We start from the raw sequence: 15,681 nt of genomic DNA, 5'->3' as shown, positions 1-15,681 counted from the left end.
TCGACGACGGAAATGGACCCGCCCCCCGAGGGCGTTGCCCTGTGCGGGGCGCCCGGCGCGCTCTGTCCGGCATGCCCGCAATGAGCCGCGATAAGCCGTAAAAGCCGTAACAAGCCGCAACAAGCCGCACCAAGGAGGAACGCCACGTGAGCCAGTACCTCGGCAGGCTCGGGCGCCGCTCCCCGGTGGCGACCTCCCGGCTGCGGATCCATCGCCGGCCGCGCCGCGTGGCCATGCTCTCCGTGCACACCTCCCCCCTCCACCAGCCCGGCACGGGCGACGCGGGCGGCATGAACGTCTACATCGTGGAGCTCGCCCAGCGCCTGGCCGCCCAGGGCATCGAGGTGGAGATCTTCACCCGGGCCACCGCGGGGGACCTGCCGCCCGCCGTCGAACTCGCCCCCGGCGTCCTCGTCCGGCACGTCGACGCCGGCCCCTACGAGGGCCTGGCCAAGGAGGACCTGCCCGCCCAGCTGTGCGCCTTCACCCACGGCGTGATGCAGGCCTGGGCCGGCCACCGCCCCGGCCACTACGACCTCGTCCACTCCCACTACTGGCTCTCCGGCCACGTCGGCTGGCTGGCCGCCCAGCGCTGGGGCGTCCCCCTGGTGCACGCCATGCACACCATGGCCAAGGTCAAGAACGCCAACCTGGCCGAGGGCGACACCCCCGAGCCCCCCGCCCGCGTCATCGGCGAGACCCAGATCGTCGACGCCGCCGACCGGCTGATCGCCAACACCGGCGAGGAGGCCGACGAACTCATACGGCACTACGACGCCGACCCCGCCAAGGTCGCCGTCGTGCACCCCGGGGTGAACCTCGCCCGCTTCCGCCCCGCCGACGGCCGCGCCGCCGCCCGCGCCCGCCTCGGGCTGCCGCAGGACGCCCTGATCCCGCTCTTCGCCGGCCGCATCCAGCCGCTCAAGGCCCCCGACGTGCTGCTGCGGGCCGTGGGGATCCTCCTCGGGGAGCGGCCCGAGCTGCGGTCCCGCCTCGTCGTGCCCGTCGTCGGCGGCCCGAGCGGCAGCGGCCTCGCCAAACCCGAGGGCCTGCAGAAACTCGCGGCCCGGCTCGGCATCACCGACGTCGTACGGTTCCATCCGCCCGTCGCGCAGGACCGGCTCGCCGACTGGTTCCGGGCCGCGTCCGTGCTGGTCGTCCCCTCCTACAGCGAGTCCTTCGGCCTGGTCGCGATCGAGGCGCAGGCGACCGGCACCCCGGTGCTCGCCGCCGCGGTCGGCGGACTGCCGGTCGCGGTGCGCGACGGCGAGACCGGGTTCCTGGTCCAGGGCCACGACCCGGCCGCCTACGCGCGCGTGCTGCGCACCTTCGCCGACGAGCCGCACCTCACCGAACGGATGGGCGCCGCCGCCGCCCGGCACGCGCGGTCCTTCGGCTGGGACGCCTCGGCGGCGGCCACCGCCGAGGTGTACACGGCCGCCCTGCAGTCCCGCCGGCGTCGCGTACGCTCCCCTCATGGGCAACGCCACGGGTGAGGCAGCACAGCAGCACGCGACACAGGTCGTCGAGGGGGTCCTGAAGGACACCGGACTGGAGTGGGAGAGCCCCCGGCCCGGCACCTATGTGGTGAAACTCCCCGGCACCCGCAAACTCTCCACCACCCTGCAGATGATCGTCGGCCGGCACTCCCTCTCCCTCAACGCCTTCGTCATCCGCCGCCCCGACGAGAACGAGTCCGGCGTCCACCGCTGGCTGCTGGAGCACAACCTCAGGCTGTACGGGGTGAGCTACGCCGTGGACCGGCTCGGCGACATCTACGTCACCGGCCGGCTGCCGCTGGCCGCCGTCACCGCCGACGAGATCGACCGGCTGCTCGGCCAGGTTCTGGAGGCGGCCGACGGCAGCTTCAACACCCTGCTGGAGCTCGGCTTCGCCTCCGCGATCCGCCGGGAGTACGCCTGGCGCGTCTCACGCGGTGAGTCGACGCGCAACCTCGAGGCGTTCGCGCATCTGACCCGGCCCTCGGACGACCGGGACCGGACCTCTTCGGACGGCTGAGCCCGGCTCGTGCACCGCGTCACCCGAGGCCGCGGGACCCTCTCACCGCGTGCGCGTACCCGCCCGGCGTCACACCGACCAGCTTCTTGAAGTGCCGGGTGAGGTGCGCCTGGTCGTAGAACCCGGTCACCGCGGCCACCTCGCTCGGCGCCCGCCCCCGCAGCAGCAGCCGGCGGGCGCGGCCCACCCGGCGGGACATCAGGTACTGGTGCGGGGCGATGCCGTAGGCGGTGCTGAACGCCCGCACCAGATGGGCGGGATGGGCGTGCAGCAGCCGCGCCGCCTCCTCCAGCGACACCCCCTGGACGACCCGCTCGTCGAGCAGCTCGCGCAGCGAGCGGGCGAGCGCGGGATCGCGGCGCGGACGGGCGGCGGCGCGATCGGTCCGGCGCCGCAGATGGTCTTGCAGCCGTTCCTGGACGAGCACCAGCCTGCTGGCGGCCTCCAGTTCGTCACCGGGCCGCCCGAGCGCGCCGTGCAACTGGCCCACGCGCCGGCGCAGCAGGGGATCGCGCAGGTCCGGCGCGTCCACGGCCGGCCCGATGAGCTCGTCGCCGAAGCGGGTGGTGTCCAGGTACAGCACCCGCTTGCGGAAGCCGTGCGGAGTGGCGGGTGAGCCGTTGTGCGGGACGTGCGGCGGCAGCAGGGTCACCGTGTCGTGCGGGGTGCCGTGCTCGTGCCGGTCCAGGTCGTACCGTACGGCGCCGTCGTCCACGATCAGCAGCGTCCACACCTCGTGCACGTGCATGGGGTAGGCGTACTCGGTGAAGTGCGCGTGGAACACCTCGACGACGCCCGGGATGCGCGGGCGCCAGACGGAGACGTTCCGCTGGGGGGCCATGCAAAGAACGTACAAGACGGTGCCGTACGCGCTCGGGGACGCTCGGGGCATGAACGAGCAGCCCCTCCGCTTCGACACCAAGATCGCCGTCCTGCTGCGCGAGGACCTGGAGTCCTGGCAGCGGCTGAACGTCACCGCCTTCCTGGTCAGCGGCCTCGGCACCACGGTCCCCGAGGTGATCGGCGAGCCGTACGAGGACGCCGACCAGGTGCCGTACCTGCCGATGTTCCGCCAGCCGGTGCTGGTCTTCCAGGGCACGAAGGAGGTCCTGACCGCGGCGCACGGGCGGGCCCTGGCCCGGGCCCTGCCGCGCGCCGTCTTCACCTCGGACCTGTTCGCCACCGGCAACGACCGCGACAACCGCGCCGCGGTCCGGGCCGTGCCGACCCGTGAGCTGGACCTGGTGGGGCTGGCGGTGTACGGCCCGAGGAACGCGGTGGACAAGACGCTGAAGGGGGCACGGCTGCACCCGTGAGCAGGCCGGCGGCCCCTGGGGGCGGCCGGCGGGCTCAGGCGGCGCCGACCCCGCTCCTGGTGCCGGCTCCGGAGACGGCCGCCTCCTCCTTCGGCAGGTGCCGCATCAGGAGCCCGTAGCCGAGGGCGGCGGCCGTGCCGACGCCGGCGCACAGCCCCCACAGCCACCCGGCGCCGAACCGGTCGATGACGGCACCGGACACCAGGGGCGCGACCAGCGCGGCCACCGACCAGGACAGGGTGTAGACGCCCTGGTAGCGGCCACGCCCGTGCACCGGGGACAGCCGGACGACCAGCCCGGTCTGGGTCGGCGCGTTGATCATCTCGCCGAGGGTCCACACGCACACCGTGAGGGCGAAGACCCCGACCGACCCGGCGAAGGCGGTGAGCCCGAAGCCGTATCCGGCGAGCAGGGAGGAGACGATCAGCAGTCGCCGGGGGTCCCGGTGCTGGATGAAGCGGGTGACCGGTATCTGCAGGGCGACGATCAGGATGCCGTTGACGGCGATGGCCAGGCCGTAGTCGGCGGGCGTGAACCCGGCCCGGCCCATGGCGACGGGAAGCCCGGTGGACCCCTGCTGGAAGACGAGGGCGATGAGGAAGGACGCCCCGACGACGCCCATGAACCGCCCGTCCCGCAGAACGGTCCACAGGCCGACGTCCTCCCTGTCGTTCCTCTCCTTCCCGTCCTTCCCGTCCTTCCCGTCCTTCCCGTTCTTCCCGTGCGCGCTCCCGTGGCCGCTCGTCCGGCCGCCTTCCCGGCCCTCGCGGCGGTCCGGCCCCGGCCGGGACTCGGGCAGCTTCACGAAGACGAGGACCGCGCAGGCCATCGTCATCCCGGCCTCCACCAGGAAACCGGCGAGGTAGCTGACCTCGGCGATGAAACCGGCGGCCATGGAGGAGACGGCGAAACCGAGGTTGATCGCCCAGTAGTTGAGCGAGAAGGCCCGCACCCGGTCCTCGGGCCGCACGATGTCGGCCATCATCGCCTGCACGGCGGGCCGGGAGGCATTGGAGGCCATGCCGACGAGGAAGGCGACGACGGCGATGGAGACGGGATCGCGCACGAACCCGAGCACCGCGACGGAGACGGCGGTGGACGCCTGGGCGATCAGCAGCGTCGGCCGCCGCCCCAGCCGGTCGGCCATCACACCCCCGGCGAGCGAGGAGACGACCCCGCCGAGCCCGTGCAGCGCCACGACCAGACCGGCGTACGAGGCGGAGTAGCCGCGGTCGAGCGTCAGGTACAGCGCCATGAAGGTGGCGACGAAGGCACCGAGCCGGTTGACGAGGGTGCTGGTCCACAGCCACCAGAACGCACGGGGAAGCCCGGAGACGGTCTCCCGGGCGGCACGTCTGAGACGGGTGACGGACATGGCGGACCTCGGAGATGTAAGTGGCTGACCTGGCGAGCACACCTTACACAGGCAACTCTCCGGTGCCCACCGAATTAACCGGCCCCGTCACCCGGCGCCGACCGCCGCGGATGACTGTCCTTGTCTCTGCCCTTGCCCCTGCTTTTGCCTCTGCTTCCGCCCGCCTGTCCGCCTGCCGGGCGGTTTGGACGGGGGCCCGAACCCGTGGATTACGCTCTGGGGCATGGCCGACGCACCGTACAAGCTGATCCTCCTCCGCCACGGCGAGAGCGAGTGGAACGCGAAGAACCTGTTCACCGGCTGGGTGGACGTCAACCTCACCGACAAGGGCGAGAAGGAGGCGGTCCGCGGCGGAGAGCTGCTGAAGGACGCCGGTCTGCTGCCCGACGTGGTCCACACCTCCCTCCAGAAGCGCGCGATCCGTACGGCCCAGCTCGCGCTGGAGGCCGCCGACCGCCACTGGATCCCGGTCCACCGCTCCTGGCGCCTGAACGAGCGCCACTACGGCGCCCTCCAGGGCAAGAACAAGGCCCAGACGCTGGAGGAGTTCGGCGAGGAGCAGTTCATGCTGTGGCGCCGCTCCTACGACACCCCGCCGCCCCCGCTGGACCGCGACGCCGAGTACTCCCAGTTCTCCGACCCGCGCTACGCGGCCCTCCCGCCGGAGCTGCGCCCGCGGACGGAGTGCCTGAAGGACGTCGTCGCCCGCATGCTCCCGTACTGGTTCGACGCCATCGTCCCCGACCTCCTCGCCGGCCGCACGGTCCTGGTCGCCGCCCACGGCAACAGCCTGCGCGCCCTGGTCAAGCACCTCGACCAGATCTCGGACACCGACATCGCGGGCCTCAACATCCCGACGGGCATCCCCCTCTCCTACGAGCTCGACGCCGACTTCCGCCCGCTCACCCCTGGCGGCACATACCTCGACCCGGAGGCGGCAGCAGCCGCGATCGAGGCGGTCAAGAACCAGGGCAAGCAGAAGTAGGCGCCCGCAAACGCCTGTAAGAGCCCATAAGCACCCACGAACAAGCCCCCCTCCCGCGGGCCCTCTGCGGGAGCGGGGCTTGCGTCATCTCTGGGCCACACCTGGGACGGCACCGGACCGTGCTCGGTCACGAGCGGGGCTTCACGCGGATCTCGCCCTTCGTCCGCAGCCGGCCGTCGTCGGCTGGAGCCCAGACCCCCGGCTTTTTCTGTTGCGTTCAGAGCCCGGGCGTGAAACCGGCGGACTTGTCGATGGGGAACGCGGAGCCCGGAGCCGCCGGAGTCCATCCCTCGCACAGGGCCTGCCGAATGGCCGCGGCAACATCGGCGGGCAGCACAGGCTCGGCCTTACGGCCGACCCAGTTGCTCGTATGCGGCTGGTCGGTCCTCACCATGAGGACCGTTCCAGGGGCGTTCTCGTGCTCGACCGCGAACGTACAAGGCGACCAGACCAGTCCTTGGCAGTACGTCGGTTTGCCCCGCAGCCGCCGGTGGTAGGCCGTGCCGTCGACGACGATGCGTCGTGACCCCTTGCGAACCAGCGCCATGGCCCCCCTTCACTCCCCCTTCAACAACGAGGACTCCAGCGGGATCTCCCTCTGCCGTCCACCGCTGACCGGCATTCCTCACGGTGCTCGTCCGTCCTCGTTGCGGTGGAGGCAGGCATTCCTGAGCAGGCAGGTCATGCGGGGAATCACGGGGAATGGAAGGGAGCAGGGCCGTCGAATCCTCCCAAGCCGAGCGTCCTGGAGAGTGTGCTTCAAACAAACCACACGAGCATGGCGTCGTCCGCCGCAGCGGCGGTCTCGAAGAACTGCACCAGGCCGTCGTACCAGGGGCGTCCCCACTCAAGTGCTCCGGGATCGTCCCGTACGAAGGGATACACCTTGGCCTTGGTCAGATCAGCAGGATCCACGCCGTCGATGAGCTGGTCGTATGGGGTGGGGCGAAGCGTTTGCGCCGCAAGCCGGATCTGCTCCGGGCGCAGGTACCTCGGTGGTCCGTAGCCCCAGTCCTCGTCCTCGGCGAACGGCTCCCCACCGTAAATGATGTCTACGGGGAAGTCGGCGCGCTCCAAGAGGAAATGGAGCATGCCCCAGGTCTTGTACGTGCTGAAGTGACGTGCTTCGGCCGGCGCGGGCTCCGACTCCTTCTCGGCGTCCCGGATCTCTTCGGCGAAGTCCAGTGCCCAGTCGGGGTCTTGGATCGCTCGGTCGAGCTCAGCGGACGTGACGCGCAGGTACTCACCGTTTATGCCCATGGCCGGAGACCAGGCGGGGGCACAGACAGGCAAGAGGAGCATCAGGGGTCTGCCGACAGGAGTGCTGTACACCAGCGAAGTCGTCGCCTCCACAGGGTGGAGCCGTTGCGCCGGCCTTTCGTGCCGGACTCTTGTGGGCTTTCCGCTGCGGCGGTGGGGCCGGGCCGCAGTAAGCCGCCGTAAAACACGTGGTGCTGTGAGGCGGGGCAGGTCTAGCGTGAGCCGCTGTGCGAGAAAACGATCCTTTTATCTCGGTGACCATCGACATCGCCGCCCCTCAAGAGAGGGTGTGGCAGATACTCACCGTCTTCGAGGACTACTCCACCTGGCATCCCGTTCTGTCGCTGAATGGCCCGGTGCCGGACGTAGCCGTCGGTGCCGAGCTTCCCATGAGACTTTCCGGTGGGGTTGCCGGTGATCAGGAGTTCACCGGCGAGATCGTCGAGGTGGACGCTCCGCGCCGACTGGCCTGGCAGGGTGGCGTGCCGGGGGTCTTCTTCGGCCGGCACAGCTTTGAGCTCACCTCGCTGTCCGAGGGCATCACCCGGTTCACCGACACCGAGCATTGGTCGGGCAGCATGGCCGCATCCGTGATCGCGGAGCACCGTACGGCCCTCGAAAAGGAGTACGCCCGCAGCGCTGAGGCACTGAAGGCGGTGGCCGAAGCCCACGATGCCTGATCCGTGGGTTTCCGGGACGGGCGGGCGCCGTTCGCCGGGGCCCGGTGCGCACGGCACAGGGCCCCGGCGAAGAACCGGGGCCCTGCGGCACACCGCGGTCATGCGTCGTGGCGTGGACGACCTACCGATGAGATGTGTCGCGCTCCTGTCAGCTGCACTGGCAGGGGCCGCCCGACTGACAGCCGCAGCCGCAGCCCGAGCTGCAACCGCAGGCGCCGAGGAGCGGCAGGCTCTTGATCTCGGCGGGCTGTTCGGTCTCGCGCTGCTGAGTGGGGTCGGACGTGATGCCGGGGGATTCGGCCATGGGTCCCTCCTCGGGCAGATGCCTGTACCCATTCCATGCCCGCCGTACTGGGCGCATCAACGGCGCACAGTGGCTCACGCGCGCTCTGGCACCGGCTTTTCACGCTGGGTCTGTGACGGTCATGCGCCGGCCGTCACAAACCCGTGTGACCACAGATCCCTGTGATCACGGGTCCGCACGGCCACAGGCCCGTATGGCCACGGGCCCGTACTGTCACGTGACAGCCCTCGCGTGACGGCTCACGCGGTGGGCTCACGCGGTGGTCCTCATGCGCCCTTCGGTCCCGTCACCGGCTGGACGTCCTGCTGCAGCTCGTCCGCGTGCTCGCCCGTCACCAGGTACACCACCCGCTTCGCCACCGACACCGCATGGTCGGCGTAGCGCTCGTAGTAGCGGCCGAGCAGGGTGACGTCCACCGCCGTCTCGATGCCGTGCTTCCAGCGGTCGTCCATCAGGTGTGTGAAGAGGGTGCGGTGCAGCAGGTCCATCTCGTCGTCGTCCTCCTCCAGCCGCAACGCCAGGTCGACGTCCTTGGTCACGAGCACCTCGGCCGCCCTCGCCATCAGGCGCTGGGCGAGCCGGCCCATCTCCAGGATGGTGGCGTGCAGGTCGTGGGGGACCGCGCGCTCCGGGAAGCGCAGCCGGGCGAGCTTGGCCACGTGCTGGGCGAGGTCGCCCGAGCGCTCCAGGTCCGCGGACATCCGCAGAGAGGTGACGACGATCCGGAGGTCCGTCGCCACCGGCTGCTGGCGGGCCAGCAGGGTGATGGCCCGGTTCTCCAGGTCGTGCTGGAGATCGTCGATCTTCCGGTCGGCCTCTGTCACGCTCTCGGCCGACTTCAGATCGGCGTCGAGGACGGCGGTCGTGGCGCGCCCGATCGCCGACCCGGCCAGCCGGGCCATCTCCACCAGACCGTCGCCGATCGAGCCGAGTTCCTCGTGGTACGCGTCCCGCATCAGGGTTCCCTCTCGTACGTGCCTTCCGGGGGCTCCGGGGGCTCGCACCCCACGCTCCGGGCCGGACACGTCCGTTTCCGCCACCCCGCATGAACCCTCTCCGACCTCGAGGTGAACTCTGGGCGACGAGTGTTCGAGGTCGCACCCGGACGGCTGCAGGGACGCCGTACCCCATGCCTAACCTGGACGCATGGACGTGAACGCGGCGGTCGCCGCAGTGGCAGCGATCGCCGGAGTACTCACCGGTGTCATCGCCATGCTGGCGTTCCGCTGGAGCGAGCGCGAGCTGAGGCGCCCGACTCGTAGTTCCCTGCCCACCCGTCCGGTGCTCCCACCGGGTGTGGACACCGTCCTGTCCGTCCTGCGGTCCTCGGCCGTCGTCCTGGACGAGAACGACAACGTGATCAAGGCCAGCTCCGCGGCGTACGCCCTCGGGCTGGTCCGCGGCGGCGCGCTCTCCGTGGAGCCCATGCTCCAGATGGCCCGGGACACCAGGAGGGACGGGGAGATACGGCAGGTCGAGCTGGACCTGCCCCGGCGCGGCGCCGGGCGGGGCGAGCCCCTCGCCGTCTCCGCGCGCGTCGCACCGCTGGGATCCCGCCTGGTGCTGCTGCTCGTCGAGGATCTGACCGAGGCCCGTCGTATCGAAGCCGTACGACGCGACTTCGTCGCCAACGTCAGTCATGAGCTGAAGACGCCCGTCGGTGCGCTCTCCCTGCTCTCCGAGGCCGTGATGGACGCCTCCGACGACCCCGAGGCCGTGCAGCGCTTCGCCGGACGCATGCAGATCGAGGCGACCCGGCTGACCAGCCTGGTGCAGGAGCTCATCGACCTGTCCCGGGTGCAGAACGACGACCCGCTGGAGGACGCCGAGCCCGTCCGCGTGGATCAGCTGGTCGCCGAGGCCGTCGACCGCTGCCGCCATCAGGCCGGCACCAAGCAGATCACCATTGCCTCCGGGGGCACCGCGAACCTGCGGGTGTGGGGCAACCGCAGTCAGCTCGCCGCCGCCCTCGGCAACCTGGTGGAGAACGCCGTCAACTACTCCCCGCCCCGCACCCGTGTCGGTATCGCCGCCCGGCGGGTGAGCGCGCCCGGCGGGAACATGATCGAGATCGCCGTCACCGACCAGGGCATCGGCATCTCCGACAAGGACAAGGAGCGCATCTTCGAGCGCTTCTACCGCGTCGACCCGGCCCGCTCACGCGCCACGGGCGGCACCGGCCTGGGCCTGGCGATCGTGAAGCACGTGGTCGCCTCGCACGGCGGGGAGATCGCGGTGTGGAGCGCCGAGGGACAGGGGTCCACCTTCACCCTGAGGCTGCCGGAGGCGCCCGCGGCTCGTAAGACCCTCGACCAGGACCGGGAACAGGACCGGGACCAGAACCGCGAGCAGGAGCGCGACCGGGACCGCGACCAGGACCGGAAGCAGGGCCGGGATCAGGACCGGGACCGCGACCAGCCCCGGGATCAGGACCACGCACAGGAACATCCCGCCCTCGGCCGAGAGGACGGGCAGTCCGCCACCGAACCAACCCGTTACGAACCGCATCCCGCCCCGGAGGTCCTTCCGTGACCCGAGTGCTCGTCGTCGAGGACGAGGAGTCCTTCTCCGACGCTCTGTCGTACATGCTGCGCAAGGAGGGCTTCGAGGTCGCCGTCGCGGCCACCGGGCCCGACGGACTCGACGAGTTCGAACGCAATGGTGCCGATCTCGTCCTTCTCGACCTGATGCTGCCGGGTCTGCCCGGCACGGAGGTGTGCCGCCAGCTGCGCAGCCGCTCCAATGTCCCCGTGATCATGGTGACCGCCAAGGACAGCGAGATCGACAAGGTCGTCGGTCTGGAGATAGGCGCGGACGACTACGTCACCAAGCCGTTCTCCACCCGTGAGCTGGTGGCCCGTATCCGCGCGGTGCTGCGGCGGCGCGGCGAGCCCGAGGAGGCCGCTCCGACGGCGCTGGAGGCCGGCCCGGTCCGCATGGACGTCGACCGGCACGTCGTGACCGTCTCCGGCACCAAGATCGACCTGCCGCTGAAGGAGTTCGACCTGCTGGAGACGCTGCTGCGCAACGCCGGACGTGTGCTGACCCGTATGCAGCTCATCGACCGCGTCTGGGGCGCCGACTACGTGGGCGACACCAAGACGCTCGACGTCCACGTCAAACGGCTCCGCGCCAAGATCGAGCCGGATCCGAGCGCACCGCGGTATCTGGTGACGGTCCGGGGGCTGGGGTACAAGTTCGAGCCGTGAACCGGGCCGCGCGCCACGGTTCCCACGGCTCCCACGACAAGGGCGGCACCCTCCGCGCGGAGGGCGCCGCCCTGGTGACGTACGGAACGGGGCTCAGTGGCCGGCCGCCGACTGGGAGGCCGAGTCGCTCGGGTCCGGGGCGTCCTCGGAGGACTCCGCCTGGTTCTTCTCGGGCGCCTTCGACTCGCCCGACGAGGGCGCCGTCGACTCCTTGTCCGCCCCGGAGTCCGGGGTCTGCGACGCACCGGGGGCGCCCGGGGCCGCCGGGGCGCCGCTCGGGCCCCAGGAGGCGTAGTAGCCCTTGGCCGGGACGACGGAGGCGCGCAGGCTCACGTCGCCGGTCTCGCTGAAGGCGAAGGTGACCTTCTGGGCGTTGCCGTCCTGCAGCTCGGGGCCGGGGTCGGGCAGCTCGGCGACGGCGTTGCCCTCGCCACCGATGATCACGGAGCCGCCCGCGGGGATGGTCAGCTTGCCCCCGCCCCCGGCAGGGGTGATCCGGGCGGTGCCGCCGCCCTCGACGCTGATCGAGTCCAGCGTCTGGTCGGTCTTGCCGTTGTTGAAGAGCGTCGCGATGACCACGGCCGGGCCCTTGGCCTGGGTGCCGGGCTGGGTGACGACCACCGCGTTCTGGACCTTGATCGGGCCGACGGAGGCGGCCGCGTTGTCCGGCTTGATCTGGAGCGTCTCGGCGTCGTGGCCGGCGCCGCAGGCGGCGAGCGAGGCGATCGAGAACGCGATGGCGGTGGCGGCGAAGGCGCCGCGTCGAAGGCTGCTGCTCACGGCGGCGGCAACTCCTTTAACGCAGGGGTGGCTCTGTGGATAAAGCCACCCTAAGTGTCTGTCGGCGGCCTTAGGCTATCGAGCCGTTCCGACGGGGCCGCACCCGACCCGCCCCTACGTCCTTTGGGGCGCCCTTTGCGGCTTTAGGGCGTCTTTCGGGGCACGCGGGCATCCGGCCCGGCGCCCCGTTCCCCGCGGCCGGGAATCCGGTCGCGCGGACGGCCCGGCGGAGGTCCGGCACCCGGCCCGGCGGACGCCCGACGGAGGTTCGTCTGGCATTGGCCCGTATTGCCGCACGCCTCGTCGCCATTCGCATAAGAGCCCGTCCGCATAGCCGGCCATAGCCCGTCCCGGGCGTTGCACGGATTTACCGGTGAAGGAATGCACGCGGTGGCGGGAATTGATCACCGGTCGCCCGGTCGGTGGATGTGACGAAGGCCGCGATCAATTCCGGATTCGGCCGGGACTCACCGGGATCGCACCGAACGGAGTAGCGGAAGTCGAGAGTCAGGAACCCGACAAATCGGGCTGTTCGGCCGTTTGGGCGGGCCGCCGGACGTGTGTAACGTACGCGTTTCACCTCGCGGGAAGAGCCCCTCCGACCTGCGAATACCCGCTTCCTCTTGGCCCGCTCACCCCTTCCGAAGCACGTTCCTGTTGCTGTTGTCAAGCCCCGAGATATGCCCTGACCTGCGAAAACGCCATTCAGATGACGGCGTATCCGTGTTACCCTGGATAGCCACGGAAGGGGTACCTGTCACATGACGTTCAAGGTTGGCGACACCGTGGTCTATCCCCATCACGGGGCCGCGCTGATCGAGGCCATCGAAACTCGCCAGATCAAAGGCGTGGACAAGACCTACTTGGTGCTGAAGGTCGCGCAGGGCGACTTGACAGTGCGTGTGCCAGCGGACAATGCGGAGTTCGTCGGCGTACGTGATGTGGTCGGTCAGGACGGACTGGACCGGGTCTTCGAGGTGCTGCGTGCTCCGTACGCCGAGGAGCCCACGAACTGGTCACGTCGTTACAAGGCGAATCTGGAGAAGCTCGCCTCCGGTGATGTCATCAAGGTCGCGGAAGTCGTGCGTGACCTGTGGCGTCGCGAGCGCGAGCGAGGACTCTCCGCCGGTGAGAAGCGCATGCTCGCCAAGGCCCGCCAGATCCTGGTGAGCGAGCTCGCTCTCGCGGAGAACACCAACGAGGACAAGGCCGAGGCGCTGCTCGACGAGGTTCTCGCCTCCTGACGCGAGGCGGTCTCCTGACGCGAGGCGACGCCCGCACACGCCTCGGATCAGCACGTGAATGCCGCGGTGCCCGATGACATGCTGCACGTCGCCGGGCGCTGCGGCATGTCCGCACCCAGCTGTGTCCGAGTGCGTCCCACACCGGTCATGTCCCCGCCGCAGGGGTGGGAAAGACATCCCCCGATCCTGTGTGCCGGGCCCGGACAGCCGGCTCGACCAGGGTCACGGAAGGGTCCGGTCAAGGCCTCGCGTCCGGCACTTCCCCCATCAGGGGGTCACGTCCCAGGCCATACCCAAGCCCGACCGGCACACAAACCTGACAGGAACCGATGTCTGACGATTCGCGCCCTTCGCCCATGGGCGGCCGGCCGGGTTCCCCCGTCGCCGCCGTGATCCCGGCCGCCGGCCGGGGCGTACGCCTCGGCCCGGGCATCCCCAAGGCGCTGCGCACCCTGGGCGGCACCCCCATGCTCGTCCACGCGGTACGGGCCATGGCCGCCTCCCGCGCCGTGTCCCTCGTCATCGTCGTCGCCCCGCCCGACGGCACCGCCGAGGTCAAGTCGATCCTGGACGCCCATGCCCTGCCCGGGGGGTCCCCCGGCGGCGGCTGGGGGAGGACCGACGTCCTCGTCGTGCCCGGCGGCGAGACCCGTCAGGAGTCCGTCAGGCTCGGTCTCGACGCGCTGCCGCCCGGCTACGAGATCGTCCTCGTGCACGACGCGGCCCGCCCGCTGGTGCCGGTGGACATCGTGGACGCGGTCGTGGAGGCCGTACGGGACGGAGCCGCCGCCGTCGTACCGGCCCTGCCGCTCGCCGACACCGTCAAGCAGGTCGAGCCCGCACCGGTGGCGGGCCGGCCCGAACCGGTCGTCGCCACCCCCGACCGGTCGCGGCTGCGGGCCGTGCAGACCCCGCAGGGCTTCGACCGGGCGACGCTGATCCGCGCCCACGAGACGATCACCGACGACGTCACCGACGACGCCAGCATGGTCGAACGGCTGGGCGAGCGGGTCGTGACCGTGCCCGGTCACGAGGAGGCGTTCAAGGTCACCCGTCCGCTGGACCTGATCCTCGCGGAGGCGGTCCTGGCCCGCCGGAGGCTCAACGATGGCTTCTGACACCCCCCTTGACATCCCCCTGCTGCCCCGGGTCGGCATCGGCACCGACATCCACGCCTTCGAGGAGGGCCGCGAGCTGTGGTGCGCGGGCCTGAAGTGGGAGGACGAGGGGCCCGGTCTCGCCGGACACTCCGACGCCGACGTCGTCGCGCACGCCGCGTGCAACGCGCTGTTCTCCGCCGCGGGCCTCGGCGACCTCGGACAGCACTTCGGCACCGGACGCCCCGAATGGTCGGGCGCCTCCGGGGTCACACTCCTGGCGGAGGCCGCACGGATCGTCCGCGAGGCGGGCTTCCGGATCGGCAACATCGCCGTGCAGGTCGTCGGCCCCCGACCGAAGATCGGCAAGCGGCGCGAGGAAGCCCAGAAGGTCCTCTCCGAGGCGGCCGGCGCACCGGTCTCCGTCTCCGGCGCCACCACCGACGGGCTCGGCTTTCCAGGCCGGGGCGAGGGCCTGATGGCGGTGGCCACGGCACTCGTGGTGCGGGTGGGCTGAGGGCGTGCGAGGGTACCCGCGTAAGCCCCATCGCATCAGGCTCACGGAGGTGCCCTCATGCCCGCCGCCCTGTCCGACCGGATCAGATCACTGCTCGACAGCCCCGTCTTCGTCGTCATCGGCACCATTCAGCCCGACGGCAGCCCGCAGCTGTCCCCGGTCTGGGTGAAGCGGAACGGCGACGACCTCCTCATCTCCACCACCGTCGACCGCCGCAAGAAGCTCAACATCGACCGCGACCCCCGCGTCAGCGTCGTCGTCCTGGACCCCGAGTCGCCCTACGAGTACGCCGAGATCCGCGGCACCGCCGAGGTCACCACCCAGGGGGCCCGGGAGCTCATCGACGAACTGTCCCTGAAGTACACCGGCAAGAAGTACGCCGAGTTCAACCCCTCCTCGGCCCAGGACGCCGAACGGGTGGTCCTGCGGATCAGACCGCAGAAGGTCGTCGGACGCCTGTAGGACCGGGCCCGGAGCGGGGGGGAGCACGCGATGCGGGGTCCGCGCTCCGCCGGTCGCGAGCGCGGTACCCCCGGGCCGGCGCGGCACGCCGGACACGCCGGACGAGAACCGGACGAAAAGCCGAGGGGGACGAACGGGGGAACCGACGGGAACGGACGGGGGGAACGGGCGAGTCGGATGAGTCGGGCGAGTCGGTGAGCCGGCGAGCCGGGCGAGTGGGGCGTGCGGGCCGGGCGGAGGCCACGACGGCGGTGCGAACGCGGGCATGTGACGGGTGTGCGACGGTCGTACGGGAATGAGTGCGGGGCACTCGTCGCGGCCCACTACCCTGGAGTGGTGACTATTCGCCTGTACGACACCAGTGCCCGGCAGATCCGTGATTTCATCCCGCTGCGGCCGGGGTGTGTCTCGATCTACCTGTGTGGTGCCACCG

The 15,681-nt window shown here is 70.8% G+C and carries 18 protein-coding genes; 11 read left to right on the top strand and 7 right to left on the bottom strand.

Annotated features, from left to right (window positions below; all coding sequences use genetic code 11):
- Positions 1–146: 146 nt before the first annotated feature.
- Positions 147–1,496, top strand: coding sequence for a D-inositol-3-phosphate glycosyltransferase (mshA, locus tag ABD224_RS19765; protein ID WP_344051704.1), 1,350 nt, complete (start codon positions 147–149; stop codon positions 1,494–1,496).
- Positions 1,477–2,019, top strand: a complete 543-nt coding sequence (locus ABD224_RS19760) for a type III secretion system chaperone family protein (protein ID WP_344051702.1) — start codon at positions 1,477–1,479, stop codon at positions 2,017–2,019. Before mshA ends, ABD224_RS19760 begins: the two co-directional genes overlap by 20 nt.
- 19 nt (positions 2,020–2,038) lie before the next feature.
- On the opposite strand, the gene ABD224_RS19755 is transcribed toward ABD224_RS19760, so the two are convergent.
- Positions 2,039–2,860, bottom strand: coding sequence for an AraC family transcriptional regulator (locus tag ABD224_RS19755; RefSeq protein ID WP_344051700.1), 822 nt, complete (start codon positions 2,858–2,860; stop codon positions 2,039–2,041).
- 49 nt (positions 2,861–2,909) lie between these two features.
- Between ABD224_RS19755 and ABD224_RS19750 the strand changes: the two genes are divergently transcribed.
- Positions 2,910–3,335 carry a DUF2000 family protein gene (locus ABD224_RS19750; RefSeq protein ID WP_344051698.1) on the top strand — a complete coding sequence of 142 codons (426 nt, stop codon included), beginning with the start codon at positions 2,910–2,912 and terminating at the stop codon, positions 3,333–3,335.
- Positions 3,336–3,369: 34 nt separating this feature from the next.
- Here the strand turns inward: ABD224_RS19750 and ABD224_RS19745 are convergent, their stop codons facing one another.
- Positions 3,370–4,710, bottom strand: coding sequence for an MDR family MFS transporter (locus ABD224_RS19745; RefSeq protein ID WP_344051695.1), 1,341 nt, complete (start codon positions 4,708–4,710; stop codon positions 3,370–3,372).
- A 223-nt stretch (positions 4,711–4,933) separates the two neighbouring features.
- Between ABD224_RS19745 and ABD224_RS19740 the strand changes: the two genes are divergently transcribed.
- The gene (locus ABD224_RS19740) at positions 4,934–5,695 is read left to right on the top strand and encodes a phosphoglyceromutase (protein WP_344051693.1); all 762 of its coding nucleotides are present in this window, start codon (positions 4,934–4,936) and stop codon (positions 5,693–5,695) included.
- A 217-nt stretch (positions 5,696–5,912) separates the two neighbouring features.
- Here ABD224_RS19740 and ABD224_RS19735 read toward each other — a convergent pair whose 3' ends face one another.
- Positions 5,913–6,242, bottom strand: coding sequence for a hypothetical protein (locus ABD224_RS19735; protein ID WP_344051691.1), 330 nt, complete (start codon positions 6,240–6,242; stop codon positions 5,913–5,915).
- A gap of 212 nt (positions 6,243–6,454) precedes the next feature.
- On the bottom strand, positions 6,455–6,955 hold the full coding sequence (locus ABD224_RS19730; protein ID WP_344051689.1) for a YfbM family protein: 501 nt from the start codon (positions 6,953–6,955) through the stop codon (positions 6,455–6,457).
- A gap of 254 nt (positions 6,956–7,209) precedes the next feature.
- On the opposite strand from ABD224_RS19730, the gene ABD224_RS19725 reads away from it, so the two are divergent.
- The gene (locus tag ABD224_RS19725; RefSeq protein WP_344051687.1) at positions 7,210–7,635 is read left to right on the top strand and encodes an SRPBCC family protein; all 426 of its coding nucleotides are present in this window, start codon (positions 7,210–7,212) and stop codon (positions 7,633–7,635) included.
- 148 nt (positions 7,636–7,783) lie between these two features.
- Here ABD224_RS19725 and ABD224_RS19720 read toward each other — a convergent pair whose 3' ends face one another.
- Complete coding sequence (locus ABD224_RS19720) at positions 7,784–7,939, bottom strand: hypothetical protein (protein ID WP_344051685.1); 156 nt, start codon at positions 7,937–7,939, stop codon at positions 7,784–7,786.
- A gap of 266 nt (positions 7,940–8,205) precedes the next feature.
- Positions 8,206–8,895: a phosphate signaling complex protein PhoU gene (phoU, locus tag ABD224_RS19715; protein WP_344051683.1), complete on the bottom strand. Its 690-nt coding sequence runs from the start codon at positions 8,893–8,895 to the stop codon at positions 8,206–8,208.
- A gap of 190 nt (positions 8,896–9,085) precedes the next feature.
- Here phoU and phoR point away from each other — a divergent pair, with 190 nt between their 5' ends.
- Both phoR and phoP read left to right on the top strand, forming a co-directional pair.
- Positions 9,086–10,471 (top strand): two-component system sensor histidine kinase PhoR, encoded by a 1,386-nt coding sequence (gene phoR / locus ABD224_RS19710; protein ID WP_344051681.1) that lies wholly within the window; start codon positions 9,086–9,088, stop codon positions 10,469–10,471.
- Positions 10,468–11,148, top strand: a complete 681-nt coding sequence (gene phoP, locus ABD224_RS19705; RefSeq protein WP_344051679.1) for a two-component system response regulator PhoP — start codon at positions 10,468–10,470, stop codon at positions 11,146–11,148. The genes phoR and phoP overlap by 4 nt, the downstream gene beginning before the upstream one ends.
- 93 nt (positions 11,149–11,241) lie before the next feature.
- Here the strand turns inward: phoP and ABD224_RS19700 are convergent, their stop codons facing one another.
- Positions 11,242–11,928 (bottom strand): copper chaperone PCu(A)C domain-containing protein, encoded by a 687-nt coding sequence (locus ABD224_RS19700; protein ID WP_344051677.1) that lies wholly within the window; start codon positions 11,926–11,928, stop codon positions 11,242–11,244.
- Between the two features lie 761 nt (positions 11,929–12,689).
- Between ABD224_RS19700 and ABD224_RS19695 the strand changes: the two genes are divergently transcribed.
- The 4 genes from ABD224_RS19695 to ABD224_RS19680 all read left to right on the top strand — a co-directional run bounded on the left by ABD224_RS19695 (position 12,690) and on the right by ABD224_RS19680 (position 15,248).
- Positions 12,690–13,172: a CarD family transcriptional regulator gene (locus ABD224_RS19695; RefSeq protein WP_003953493.1), complete on the top strand. Its 483-nt coding sequence runs from the start codon at positions 12,690–12,692 to the stop codon at positions 13,170–13,172.
- Between the two features lie 329 nt (positions 13,173–13,501).
- Positions 13,502–14,290: a 2-C-methyl-D-erythritol 4-phosphate cytidylyltransferase gene (gene ispD, locus ABD224_RS19690; protein WP_344051675.1), complete on the top strand. Its 789-nt coding sequence runs from the start codon at positions 13,502–13,504 to the stop codon at positions 14,288–14,290.
- On the top strand, positions 14,280–14,786 hold the full coding sequence (ispF, locus tag ABD224_RS19685; protein WP_344051673.1) for a 2-C-methyl-D-erythritol 2,4-cyclodiphosphate synthase: 507 nt from the start codon (positions 14,280–14,282) through the stop codon (positions 14,784–14,786). The genes ispD and ispF overlap by 11 nt, the downstream gene beginning before the upstream one ends.
- 57 nt (positions 14,787–14,843) lie before the next feature.
- A complete protein-coding gene (locus tag ABD224_RS19680; RefSeq protein ID WP_344051671.1) occupies positions 14,844–15,248 on the top strand; it encodes a PPOX class F420-dependent oxidoreductase in 405 nt (134 codons plus the stop codon).
- Positions 15,249–15,681: the final 433 nt, after the last annotated feature.

Origin of the sequence: Streptomyces thermoalcalitolerans (genome assembly GCF_039525155.1) — a bacterium.
GTDB lineage: Bacteria > Actinomycetota > Actinomycetes > Streptomycetales > Streptomycetaceae > Streptomyces > Streptomyces thermovulgaris.
This window is presented reverse-complemented; position numbering and strand designations above follow the sequence as displayed.

Excerpts from the sequence above, each read along its gene's own strand:
- ABD224_RS19760 (WP_344051702.1), top strand. The coding sequence starts at position 1,477 with ATGGGCAACGCCACGGGTGAGGCAGCACAGCAGCACGCGACACAGGTC.
- ABD224_RS19755 (WP_344051700.1), bottom strand. The coding sequence starts at position 2,860 with ATGGCCCCCCAGCGGAACGTCTCCGTCTGGCGCCCGCGCATCCCGGGC.
- ABD224_RS19750 (WP_344051698.1), top strand. The coding sequence starts at position 2,910 with ATGAACGAGCAGCCCCTCCGCTTCGACACCAAGATCGCCGTCCTGCTG.
- ABD224_RS19745 (WP_344051695.1), bottom strand. The coding sequence starts at position 4,710 with ATGTCCGTCACCCGTCTCAGACGTGCCGCCCGGGAGACCGTCTCCGGG.
- ABD224_RS19740 (WP_344051693.1), top strand. The coding sequence starts at position 4,934 with ATGGCCGACGCACCGTACAAGCTGATCCTCCTCCGCCACGGCGAGAGC.
- ABD224_RS19735 (WP_344051691.1), bottom strand. The coding sequence starts at position 6,242 with ATGGCGCTGGTTCGCAAGGGGTCACGACGCATCGTCGTCGACGGCACG.
- ABD224_RS19730 (WP_344051689.1), bottom strand. The coding sequence starts at position 6,955 with ATGGGCATAAACGGTGAGTACCTGCGCGTCACGTCCGCTGAGCTCGAC.
- ABD224_RS19720 (WP_344051685.1), bottom strand. The coding sequence starts at position 7,939 with ATGGCCGAATCCCCCGGCATCACGTCCGACCCCACTCAGCAGCGCGAG.
- phoU (WP_344051683.1), bottom strand. The coding sequence starts at position 8,895 with ATGCGGGACGCGTACCACGAGGAACTCGGCTCGATCGGCGACGGTCTG.
- phoR (WP_344051681.1), top strand. The coding sequence starts at position 9,086 with ATGGACGTGAACGCGGCGGTCGCCGCAGTGGCAGCGATCGCCGGAGTA.
- ABD224_RS19695 (WP_003953493.1), top strand. The coding sequence starts at position 12,690 with ATGACGTTCAAGGTTGGCGACACCGTGGTCTATCCCCATCACGGGGCC.
- ispD (WP_344051675.1), top strand. The coding sequence starts at position 13,502 with ATGTCTGACGATTCGCGCCCTTCGCCCATGGGCGGCCGGCCGGGTTCC.
- ispF (WP_344051673.1), top strand. The coding sequence starts at position 14,280 with ATGGCTTCTGACACCCCCCTTGACATCCCCCTGCTGCCCCGGGTCGGC.
- ABD224_RS19680 (WP_344051671.1), top strand. The coding sequence starts at position 14,844 with ATGCCCGCCGCCCTGTCCGACCGGATCAGATCACTGCTCGACAGCCCC.